The sequence below is a fragment of the Labilibaculum manganireducens genome (genome assembly GCF_963665805.2).
GTDB lineage: Bacteria > Bacteroidota > Bacteroidia > Bacteroidales > Marinifilaceae > Labilibaculum > Labilibaculum manganireducens.
Window position 1 is genome coordinate 2,927,827 of sequence record NZ_CAXXEE010000003.1, and the last position, 11,581, is coordinate 2,939,407.

8 protein-coding genes are annotated in these 11,581 nt (G+C 39.3%); 1 reads left to right on the top strand and 7 read right to left on the bottom strand.

The genetic code is table 11. The annotated features are described in order from the left end of the window. Nucleotides 1-73: 73 nt before the first annotated feature. Nucleotides 74-718, top strand: a complete 645-nt coding sequence (locus tag ACHZAX_RS11415) for a PQLLE family protein (RefSeq protein WP_101307852.1) — start codon at nucleotides 74-76, stop codon at nucleotides 716-718. Nucleotides 719-867: 149 nt separating this feature from the next. Here the strand turns inward: ACHZAX_RS11415 and ACHZAX_RS11420 are convergent, their stop codons facing one another. The 7 genes from ACHZAX_RS11420 to ACHZAX_RS11450 form a co-directional block, all read right to left on the bottom strand. Further along, nucleotides 868-2,154, bottom strand: coding sequence for a glycoside hydrolase 5 family protein (locus tag ACHZAX_RS11420; RefSeq protein ID WP_320019206.1), 1,287 nt, complete (start codon nucleotides 2,152-2,154; stop codon nucleotides 868-870). A 49-nt stretch (nucleotides 2,155-2,203) separates the two neighbouring features. Beyond that, entirely contained in the window at nucleotides 2,204-4,804 is a 2,601-nt protein-coding gene (locus ACHZAX_RS11425) for a beta-mannosidase (RefSeq protein WP_320019207.1), read from the bottom strand. Between the two features lie 59 nt (nucleotides 4,805-4,863). Beyond that, nucleotides 4,864-6,945: a sialate O-acetylesterase gene (locus ACHZAX_RS11430; RefSeq protein WP_320019208.1), complete on the bottom strand. Its 2,082-nt coding sequence runs from the start codon at nucleotides 6,943-6,945 to the stop codon at nucleotides 4,864-4,866. Nucleotides 6,946-7,008: 63 nt separating this feature from the next. After that, nucleotides 7,009-7,644, bottom strand: a complete 636-nt coding sequence (locus ACHZAX_RS11435) for a GDSL-type esterase/lipase family protein (RefSeq protein WP_320019209.1) — start codon at nucleotides 7,642-7,644, stop codon at nucleotides 7,009-7,011. Between the two features lie 49 nt (nucleotides 7,645-7,693). Next, nucleotides 7,694-8,812, bottom strand: a complete 1,119-nt coding sequence (locus ACHZAX_RS11440; protein WP_320019210.1) for an SGNH/GDSL hydrolase family protein — start codon at nucleotides 8,810-8,812, stop codon at nucleotides 7,694-7,696. 89 nt (nucleotides 8,813-8,901) lie between these two features. Continuing rightward, entirely contained in the window at nucleotides 8,902-10,275 is a 1,374-nt protein-coding gene (locus ACHZAX_RS11445) for an MFS transporter (RefSeq protein ID WP_101307858.1), read from the bottom strand. Nucleotides 10,276-10,368: 93 nt separating this feature from the next. Beyond that, a complete protein-coding gene (locus ACHZAX_RS11450; protein ID WP_320019211.1) occupies nucleotides 10,369-11,580 on the bottom strand; it encodes a glycoside hydrolase family 27 protein in 1,212 nt (403 codons plus the stop codon). Between the last annotated feature and the right edge of the window lies 1 nt (nucleotide 11,581).

Consider the following 11,581-nt stretch of genomic DNA (forward strand, 5'->3'; position numbering starts at 1 on the left):
TACTTACTTTCAATATCGATTTAAAAAAAACATATAGATAAACAGAATAATTGACCCTGAAAAAGACATTATCATGCCAAAAAGTTTACAAAAATCATTAGAAGAATGTAGAATACTCGTATATGGTTTATCGGGTAACGAAGCTATTAAAACACGAATTGCAGCGATTTATCCGGAAGATCGAATTTTGACTGGAGTAAAGCTTTACGAAAATGCCAAATCGGCTTTCGAAAGCCAATCGACAGAAAAAATTGAATCGACAGAAGCAAATCGTGAATTTAAAATTGTTTACGACAAGATATACGGGCAATTGGTGAAGATCCGTAAAGCCAGTCGTTACTTCTTCAAGAATAATGCTGAACTAAGCACTCTTCTTCGTTTAAACAAGGAAATACCCGGCAATTATGCTGACTGGAAAAACCTATGTGAGGAAACTACAAATGCAGTTCTTCAGCACATTGTAATTCAGGATAAATTAGCATTGGTTGAGTTAGGCTCTGAAGAAATTACTGAAATGGTACAGCAATTGGAAAAAATTGATGAGTTAAAAATAAAAGCGCAAAAAGAGGATGGTGAAGCTCAGGTTGCCACGGTTCGAAAACAAGAAACCTTTAACAAATTAATGGCATACTGCAACGATTTACGCGCCTGTCTGGATCTGTTTTACGAAAGGTCGGAACGCCAAACCTTGGAACAGCTTGGAATATTGGTTAAATAGAGACTACTACCACATATATATTTTGAAATGTACCCCCAATTGCTTTACAGCGGTTGGGGTTTTTCGCAATAAAAAAGACGCGGTAAAAACCGCGTCTTTCTGATATCTCATTGATTCGGTTTTCCCGAACATGAACTGTGGAGCAATAGCTAAAATTTAGATTCGCAGCATCTTTTTATGATTGCAAGAGTTGTAGAATCTTTATCATACACTCCATACCATCCCTGCAGTTCGTGAGGAGGATCTCCTAAATAAGTATCGCCTTTTTCCCAGAATTCTCCCGGATGTGGTGGTCTTCCTTCTCCTGAATAGGACCAAAAATTTACACCTCTCACCATTCCATTGTTCTTTATGGATTCATCTACTTTGCTGAAAATAAATTCGAAAAAACGATCGCGGCAATTGGTTGTTGTGTCGGGAGAAAATGATGAACCATCGCGGGCAATTCCAAATTCTTCGAGCACTATTGGCTTTTGAAGCTTTTTAGCTGCATCTACATGAACATCCCAATAAGAATTTACCTTTTGAAGCATTTCAGTGTATACCGAATCGCTTTGTTCGGGACTATACCAGCCCCAGTTTTGTGCCCAGATATGCATGGTTATGTAATCGATATTCGAATCGTCGTTATCAATTAAAACATTAACACCGGAAACCAAATCGGCCGTATTTCCTTCGGTACCCAAACATACTAAATGATTTGAATCAAGACTTTTGATATAGCCTGAAGTGGCACGCGTCCATTTCTGCAGTTGCTTAGGCACATCGTAACCACGTGGTTCGTTCGCCAATTGCCAGGCCATAATCACAGCATCATCTTTATAGGCTTTTCCGGTAATCGAATTAATTCTGCCAATAATGGTTTTAATATGATTCTTCATCATCTCCTGCGCCGAATCGTTGCTAAAAAACTGTTTGGAATAGTCGGTGAACTGCTGCCACGAAGTTGGGGGCTCCTGAGGATAGGGAACTTCACCCATACCTGCCCAACGCAGATACTGAGGAAATCCCCCACTCCAGGTCCAGAAATTACCAAGCACCATAACCGCTTTCATCTCTCTTTTTCCCATTTCGGCAAGCAGGAAATCCAATCCTTGCCATATATCATTGTTGTACACTCCCGGAGCCGTTTGCAAGGCTGGATGGATACAGTAGCGCATAGCAGAGTCCGCTTCACTTGCAGCCAATATCCGCAAATTGGTAATCCCTAATTCCTGCATCTCATCCAATTCCCTTACTAATCGCTGCTGATCGCCCGATTGAGGCGCTCCCAGATTCATTCCCTGCCAATAATTGGCTCCTTTAAAGCTATATTCCTTTCCGTTTAGTGTGAATCCATTGTTAGCCACTTTAACAAAGTTGGCTTCATTTTTTTGCTGACAAGCAGAAAAAACAATGAGTATGCCGGCTAATAAAAAGAGTAGAGTCTTGTTCATAGTTTTTATAAGTTTATGCACCAATATTTTTTAGGTGCTGTAGTTTTTCTTACTCGGAAATTTGCTGCAAATGCCTTATTTGCAAATCGCTTTGCTGCGGCACATCATTTCCTGTCAATTCTATTGTTCGTTTTTCGCCCGGCAGCAAATCAAAGTAATTATCGGAACATCTGATATCTGAATCCTTAAAATTCAGGTACAAATCGCGAACTAATTTATCGGCTGAAACTTGAATAAAGTGCCTGTCTTCTTTTTCAATCAATTGTACGTCAATCTTAGCTTCGGGCAAAAGCATATCTTTTGGTTTGGCAAAATAGTACTTGCCGTCAGCCAGGAGCTGATTCCCTTCTCTTACTTCCATTTGCAGCACAACCGAATTTTTATCGAATTTACCAAGTAGATCAGCAAGACTGCTTGTGAAAAGTACCGAACTGGTATTGGCTTCCAAATCAACAAAAAGCTCTTTCTCAAACAATTGTTCTCCTTTAAAACTGATCAGATTCAGACTCAAACCCCCCTTCTTCCCAACCAATAAATCTGAAACACCATAAATAGCCAGAGTATCATTTTTTGCAAAAGCAGACAGCAAAACGGGTTGATATGCTTTTCGAACCATGTAATGCATGGCTTTCCATTTGTGGTAATAATCGGTACTGCTCCAACTGGCAACCGGCCAGCAATCGTTAATCTGCCAGTAAAGAGTTCCCATGCAATAAGGTCTGGCCCGTCGGTGTGCTTCAACCGCGGTTTTTATTCCCCTTGCCTGCAATACCTGACTCATGTATAGAAATTTCTCAAAATCAGTGGGTACTTTGTAATCCCAACCCATGTATTCTTTAATGCGCAAATTACCTATTCCGCTTCGCTGATGAGAAGCCATCACTTCTGATTCGATGTTGTAATCTTCGGGTAAGGTGTACTTTTTCACCGTTTCGAAATCGGGGAAAGATTGAAAACCGTATTCGCTCATAAAACGAGCTTTGTATTTGTCAAAATCCTCGAACGGATGCAATCCGTGCCACACGCCCCAATAGTGCATATCTCCGCTCCTGCTATCGTAATCAGCATGCTTTTCGGGTTCGAATCCTGCCTGAGGCGACGATGGCCAATAGTCATCTCCATCGGTATATTCCGCAACTGCATCCGGTAAAATGTCATGGAAAATATCCATGTATGCCTTTTGAATTTCTTCGCGTTGTTCCTCGTTATATAGTTCTTTCCAACCCCAACCCGATTTGGAAAAATAACTCCAGGCAGTATTTATTTCGTTGTTCCCGCACCAAAGGGCAATGGATGGATGGTTGCGCAAACGCACAATATTGTCTTTGGCTTCCTGTTTCACATTTTCTAAAAATTCCTCGTTGCCCGGATACATGGAGCAGGCAAACATGAAATCCTGCCAAACCATAATGCCGTTTTTATCGCACAGATCATAGAAAATATCGTTCTCGTATGTGCCGCCTCCCCAAACACGAAGCATGTTCATGTTGGCATCTTTTGCATCGGCAATTACTTTTTCGTAATCGGCTTTGCTAACCCGCGGCAAAAAATTATCATTGGGAATGTAATTTGCTCCTTTTGTAAAAACAGCAACTCCATTCAGTTCAAAATAGAACGACTCCCCTGCCTCATCTTTTTCCCGAACCAGTTTCAGACTTCTTAATCCTGTATTTACAACATATTTAGCCATTACAGAATTGTCCTTTACCAATTGAGCTTCGAATTTGTACCTATTCGGCTCACCCAATCCGTTCGACCACCACAATTTTGGGTTTTCGATATTGAATGGAACAGAAATCAAATTGCTTCCTTCTTCAATTTCAACCTGCTTATTCAGCAATTCCTTACCTGTAGATTGATCTTTTACGATTACTTTTCCTGTAAAAGCTTCGTTTGCTTCCACTGCAAAATCAGCAGTCAGTTTTGCCTGCTCTTTCTTTACCGATTTTTGCTGAATGAACACATCTTTAATACGAACTTCATTCCAGGCTTTAAGCTCAATTGGCCGCCAAATACCGGAGGTCACAAAACGCGGTCCCCAATCCCAGCCATAATGATAACCGGCTTTGCGTGTAAAAACCGACACTTTTTTGTCGCCCAACCCGCCATTCTCCGATTGATCATTGCTTGCTGGGAATGTATAGGCTGATGCGTTCAATAATTCCAATCCTTTTTTAACAGGAGAATGAAAATAGATGTGCAGTTGATTCTCGCCTGCTTTTGCCAGCTTTTTGATATCTATTTCCCATTCCCGAAACATATTATCTGCTTTCAACACCAACGAACCGTTAACATACACATCGGCATAGGTATCCAATCCTTTAAAACCGAGATGCAGATTTTGCCTGCTGATTTCCTTTTCGGATAATTGAAAAGAACTGCTGTATTCCCAATCCTCTTTATCAATCCATTGCTGATTTTTCTCGTTTGTACGATAAAACGGATCTTCAATCTGATTATTTGCCAGCAAATCGGTATGAATGGTTCCGGGTACTGCCGCGTTTCCTGCAAGCTCACCATTTACCTGATGATAAGTCCAGTTGGAGTTTAATTCCCTTGTTTCCATGTTTTTAATTTCATTGGGTTGACATGCATTAAATAGTCCTGTAAAAAATAGTAATGCCATTAAATTCAACCTGTAATTGTTCATGAGATTGTTGTGGTTTTGACAAAGTTTGTTTTGATATAAATCTATTAGTTCATCCGAATCTACAATTTCGCTTCAAAAGGACCCGCAGGCAATTTGGCAGAATTGATTAAGTTACAATCGGGATTGGAACTCCATGCGTAACGCACCGAAACAGGTTCTGCCACCTGATCCGAACTTAGAATGATTGTATTCTTATCGATTTTAGCCTTTGCCCAATGGTAAACTCCATCTTTTCCGGCAATGGCAAAACCTGTTACTTCCCTGTTATCCGAAACTGTGAGCCCTTTGTAACAATGATCAAATTCTACAACAAGAGAAGAGTTTTTAGCAAGCATCGCTTTATAAGTGGGACCGCAATAAGGGATATTCCCGCCATAAACTTTGTTTCGAGCCCACAAAGCCAAACGTTTTCCAACATCCTGTTTGTTGCCCGGGTGAATGTTTTTAGCATCTCCTATATCAACAGCTACGGCCATTCCTGTATTTGGTAATTTAAGGGTTAACCGCTGCGCCTCGCGAAGTTCGGCCCAACTATCGTTCACGGGTTCTGTATTTCGCTTCAGATAAGAAGCGAGCTGCACGAAAATAAACGGAAAATCTTCTCCTCCCCATTTGCTTCTCCAGTCGTTAATCATAGCAGGAAATAATACTTCGTACTGCTTTGCTCTGCCGGCATTGCTTTCTCCCTGATACCAAATTACACCACGAAAACTGTATGGAATTAAAGGATTAATCATGGCATTAAACAATACTGTTGGTTGATTGGGATCGTTTATTTCTATTGGAATTGTTTTGATGTCTTTTAAATTATATCCGACTTTGCATTTCCAGTTTTTAGCCAATTCCATTCTAAATCCATCTTCTGATGTTAAAGCAAAATGAAAAGCTTCTCCCATAAAACCTCCGGCACCACGATAGTCGGATAAACGAATTGCAATTACATTTTTACCGGGTTTTACCAGATTTGAGGCCAGCTTGTATTGTCTGGGAACATCCCATTCGGTGCTCTCTCCCACTTTTATACCATTAAACCATGTTTCATCAGCATCGTCAGGCGCGGCAATGTGCAAAGTCATTTCTTTATTTGCAATTTCATCAGAAATGCTGATGGTTTTTCTGAACCAAATACTTCCGTCAACAGATCCAATTTTAGTGCTTTCTACCATACCCGGCAGATTCATTGGCATCCAATCTGCATCATTCAAATCAACCGAAGCAAAAATGGTATCCTTACCATTAATTCCTTTGTCGGCCTCGCCTGTTTCCTGAATAAAAGCGGCAAGGTCTTTTTTGTATTTTAGTTCCAACTCTTCTTTGGATGCTGGATTTTTTTCAATTTGAAGTACTTTCTCCCGAAAATCAGCTATGCTTTTTAATGTTGAAGCACTCGTCCAGGCTTCGGCCACAGTACCTCCCCACGCAGACTGAATCAATCCAATAGGCATATTTAAATTTTCAAGTAAATCGCGACCAAAAAAGTAAGCAACTGCCGAAAATTCTTTACAGCTCTCGGGAGTGCATGTTTTCCATCCTTTCGATTCTATTTCTGTTTCAGGTTGAAAAGATGTGTTTCGGTCAACCATAAAAAGGTGGAGGTTTGGAAGATCGGCATTGGCAACCTCCTCTTCAGCATTGTTAACATGAGCCCAATTGCCTAAAAGAGGCATTTCCATATTCGATTGACCGGAACAGATCCAAACTTCGCCCACATAAACATCTTTAATTTCCAATGTTTCATTTTTGGTTTTCACCGTCAGGTTATTCGGACCACCATAAACTTCAGAATCAAGTTCAATTTTCCATTTTCCATTTTCATCTGAGACTGCTTGTTTATGCTGATCTCTGAAGAGAACAGTAATTTTTTCGTTAGCCGGAGCTTCACCAAATACGGAAACAGGCTTATCGCGCTGAAGAACCATACCATCACCAAATAGCGGAGACAGACTTATTTCCTGAGCAAAACAGTTCGCGCCTGAAAATATTAGTGTGAACAAAAAAATGACATATTTATAGCGTTTCATATGTTTATTATTTGTTTTTATTTGCCATATAGCCTGTCCCGAACTTGTTTCGGGAGAACTTACCACGCCGGGAATAATCATCTCCCTGTGTGTAGAAAGCTTTATACATGGACGTTTCATATGTTTTTTAAATTTTATTATGAATTCAAAACCATGAACAAATTCCTTGAATCCATACTATTTCTATTTACTGATGGCGTCATCTACAATTTCAGCCATTCGTTTGTATCCAATTTTATTCGGATGAATTTTGTCCGGAAACAAATCTTCATTATTGTACATCGCAGAATGCAAATCAATCAATTTAACATCTCTTTGGGTTAAAATGGAATCGACAACAGGAAGAACGCCATTTACAATAACTGAATCACGAATTCCCCAAACCTGAGCAAATGCACGCGGTGGATAACAAACAAAAATCTGCATTTTCGGATTGGTGGTTTTTAGAGTATCAATCATACTCAAATAATTGGAATAGAATTCATTGCCATATTGATCCCAATTCTGAGGCTTTGAATCATTGGTTCCCAATAAAATTACTGCAACATCTGCCTTGTACTGAAGAGCTTCGGTAAATGCACTTTCTTTCCAAAGTGGATAATCTCCTTTTTTCAACATGGTTCTGCCTCCAACACCAAAGTTTCTCACCTCTTTGTTTTCACCCAACATTGCGTTCATCTGATTTGGATAAGAATCCTGATTATCTCTTCCAAATCCTTGTGTAATACTATCGCCAATACATGCAATTTTAACAACCCGCTCCTGACAGCCAAACAAACAGAAGCAACTTAGAAGACTTACAATTAGAAATTTTCTCATTTTATCTTATTTAAATTAATTTATATCAAAAATATAAATCCATTTGGGCTTACCAACACATTAGTTTTCTAAGTTCTATTTCCAATTCGTCAGCAATCAAAGCATGATCATCAATATTGGGATGAGTACCACAACCTCTGATGTACCTTTTTTTAAAGAAATATTTACTCACTTTGTTATCTCCTTCACTCTTTCTTCTTTCTACTACGCTGTTGATGTATTTTTTCAGCACATCATTTAAAGTTTTATCGCCCATTGGACTTGTTAAACATACAATTTGTGTTTCCGGATAATAAGTTCTAATCAGCTTTATAAAATTTACGTAGGCATTACAAAACAAGGTAGAATCCTGAATCCCATCATTCTGACCCAGGCAAATGGTCAGCACATCTGGAATGTATTTGTCAAAATCCCAATTTTTGCCATCAATACCCAAACTTGTCCGGTGAAATACTTCAGGTATTTCCGTTGATGATCCGCAACAACTATGAACCAGTCCAATTCCCGAAACAGAAGTCAAATGCCATTGTGCATTTAATCTTCTGGCCGTTCTCAAACCATAAGCCATATACGCATTGTGTTGATCGTACCATTCTGAAGTGCCGCATTTTTTATAGGATTCGTCACTACCCATACCGCATGTAATTGAATTTCCGATGCACTCAATCTTTCTTTCGGAAGATAATTTGCCGGGCATAATCGCTGCACAGTGAATCTCTTTTATTTTTATGTATCCGATACCAGCTTCGGTATCCTTGCAGATTAAAACCGTATGTTCGCCGGAATCTAAATTTGTCGGAAGAGAGATTGTATCCAACTTTCCACTAAGTCTGATGCGGTTCTCAATTGAATTATCAATTACCAATTCTATAAAATTATGATTTCCCCATAGGTTTTCATCCTCAATAATAAACCAGCAGGAATTCCCCTTAAAACGAAACCGGAGATAAGCCCCAGGAGCCCACACCTTTGGGCATTGACCGCTAAAGTCCCAGCGACCTATGTATTCTATATTTTCATTCGAAAGATTCACTGATGCTAAATCAGATTCGCAATTCTGATTTTGAGAAGCAGCAGACGAAATAAAATTAGAATTCCCATTTTGTCCCAATGCTGAAAAATGCATGCCTATTACCAATCCTAATATGTATAAATATTTTGTCCTCATTACTATTCTCTAATTTACTTCAACAAGATGTTTTTAACTGCTTTCAATTCCATAGGTGTCTTTTCCTGTAAAAGACACTTCAACTTATATTATTGACGCTTTTCAGCCAATTCGGAAATTACCTGTTTCATATATTTATCGCTCAATTTATACAGCAATAAAAACAGAGCAGAAAGCGCGGCACCAATGGCTGGATAAATACTAATCATCAAGCGAATTCCTTTTAATGATTCGAAAGATTGTTCAGCATTGGCCTCGAAACCATAAGCGGCCAACAGCCAACCTGTAACGGCACCTCCAAGTGTCCATCCCATTTTTTGCGACATTGAGGAAGATGAAAACACCAATCCAGTAGCACGTCGTCCGGTTTTCCATTCCGAATAATCGGCAATATCAGCATACATCGACCAGATTAACGGCAATACAATTCCTGCGGTAATTCCGATAAAGATATTGAGTAGGAAGATCAGACCAATTTGTTCTGGTTGCAGCCAATATAGGGCAATACTGAAGAATGATGCCAAAACCATTGCTCCAATAAAGGTTTTCTTCTTTCCTATTCTTGCTGAAACGGGTTTCGCCAGCAAAACTCCTATCATATTTGTTACCAACCAAATGGTCATATATGCACCCGCCAGCTTATCCCACTTCATTTCTCCAAGTAAAGGAATGGTTTGATCTTTGATAAAATACTTGAAATAATACATGATACTTCCATCGCGAAGAGAATTGAAGATCAGCACAGCAATACCGGCGCCAAGCATAATAAACCACTGTGCATTTTTCCCCAAATCTTTTACATCTTTCCAAATCGAATTTTTCACTTCCAATGGCTTTACTCTCTCTTTTGTCCACAAATAGGTCATGATGAAAAAGAAAGCTGCAACAACAGCATAAATTGCAACAGAATATTGATAGCTACCCGCTTCACTTGAACCTATTTCCCTAAAAAAATCCAATAAATATGGAATGGAAGCAGTCATGAAGATTCCGCCGGAATAGGCACCAATAAATCTGAAGGAAGCCAAAGATGTTCTTTCATCCGAATTATCAGTCATTACTCCCATTAAGGAAGAATAAGGAACATTAATTGCCGTGTACACCATCATCATTAAGGTGTAAGTTACATAGGCGTATATCAATTTCCCTGACGGACCAAATTCCGGAGTGGAAAAGGTTAAAACCCCAATAATTCCAAACGGAATGGCAACCCATAAAAGGTAGGGTCTGAATTTTCCTTTCGAAGTACTGGTTCTATCTGCAACAATTCCCATAATCGGGTCATTCAATCCATCCCACAAACGAGTCAACAACAACATTGTACCCACTGATGCAGGAGATAACTCAACCACATCAGTATAAAAAATCATGAGAAACATGGAGAAGATCTTCCAAAACATAGAAGATGCAAAATCGCCAAAACTATATCCAATTTTTTCTTTTAAACAGATTTTCTGATCCATTCTATTCGCTTTTAGTGGAGCTGCGTATAAATACTCCAGATAGGTTCTTACTTGCAAAAGCCATTCAACACAGCTTCCCGTTTGCTGGTTTTATTATTTCTGAGGACTAAGTTTTAGCAGTAAAACATCATGCCCTTTAATTTTTGATTCAAGATTTTTATTGGTTAACCCGATATTTTTGGATGCATACAGATCATACATGGAGTAATTTTTGTATTTCTTTTCCAATTGTTTGTGAGTTAGCTGATCGTTTATTGGATGTTTCCACCAATCATAAGAAAGTTGTAATTCCTCTTTGCTCATGTTAACAAAAGCCACAGCCCATTCTTCATTGGCGAGAGGTTTTACCCATATTTCCAAATCAGGACTTTTCAGATGGCAATAAGCTTGAATTCCCAAAACATCCTGATTAACAGCTATAACATTTTTGTTTTCGATTGTTTTCAAAGTTTCACCAGACATAGTACGAAGGTCGTTTCCTAAAATCAGAGGTGAGGTTAACAAACTCCACATGGCAAAATGTACACGATCTTCCGAATCGGTCATGCCATTCCCCACCTCCATCATATCCAAATCGTTCCAATGCCCCGGGCCTGCATATTTCCGGAGATCTTTACGAAGATTAATAATTGGCCAGATTCCTCGCGATGACCAGTTTCCATGACCGACTTCACAATCCCAGCAATTGGTAATATCGCCGGTAACGCGCCATAAATGTCCCATTTCTTCGCCCCATTTCCATGGCTCGTTATCTCCCCATTCGCAAATACTGAAAACAATTGGACGGCCTGCTGCATACAAGGCATCCCGCATGGTTTGGTATGCTCCTTTTGCATTTATGTTCTCGGTATTGCACCAGTCGTATTTCAAAAAATCCACTCCCCATTCTGCATAAAGTTTGGCATCCTGATATTCAAAACCACGGCTACCAGGATAGCCAGCACAGGTTTGATTTCCGGCACATTCGTACAAACCAAATTTTAAACCTTTTGAATGCACATAATCAACAATGGATTTTATTCCTCCAGGAAATTTCTTTGGATCCGGAACGAGATTATTATTTTCATCTCTTTCCTTAGCCATCCAGCCGTCATCCAATACAATATATTCGTATCCAACATCTTTTAATCCTAATTCAACAAAAGCATCAGCGGTTTGCATCACCAACTGCTCATTTATATCTGTACCAAAAGTATTCCAGCTATTCCAACCCATGGGAGGAGTTAAGGCCAATTTTTTTGCTTTCTGAGCATTCGCGCAAATGCTGAACGCAATCATTATTAGTAATAGAAACGATTTTCTCATT

Bases quoted from the DNA above. Each gene is read 5' to 3' on its own strand.
- ACHZAX_RS11450 (WP_320019211.1), bottom strand. From the start codon at position 11,580: ATGAGAAAATCGTTTCTATTACTAATAATGATTGCGTTCAGCATTTGC.
- ACHZAX_RS11435 (WP_320019209.1), bottom strand. From the start codon at position 7,644: ATGAGAAAATTTCTAATTGTAAGTCTTCTAAGTTGCTTCTGTTTGTTT.
- ACHZAX_RS11445 (WP_101307858.1), bottom strand. From the start codon at position 10,275: ATGGATCAGAAAATCTGTTTAAAAGAAAAAATTGGATATAGTTTTGGC.
- ACHZAX_RS11430 (WP_320019208.1), bottom strand. From the start codon at position 6,945: ATGAAACGTCCATGTATAAAGCTTTCTACACACAGGGAGATGATTATT.
- ACHZAX_RS11425 (WP_320019207.1), bottom strand. From the start codon at position 4,804: ATGAACAATTACAGGTTGAATTTAATGGCATTACTATTTTTTACAGGA.
- ACHZAX_RS11415 (WP_101307852.1), top strand. From the start codon at position 74: ATGCCAAAAAGTTTACAAAAATCATTAGAAGAATGTAGAATACTCGTA.
- ACHZAX_RS11440 (WP_320019210.1), bottom strand. From the start codon at position 8,812: ATGAGGACAAAATATTTATACATATTAGGATTGGTAATAGGCATGCAT.
- ACHZAX_RS11420 (WP_320019206.1), bottom strand. From the start codon at position 2,154: ATGAACAAGACTCTACTCTTTTTATTAGCCGGCATACTCATTGTTTTT.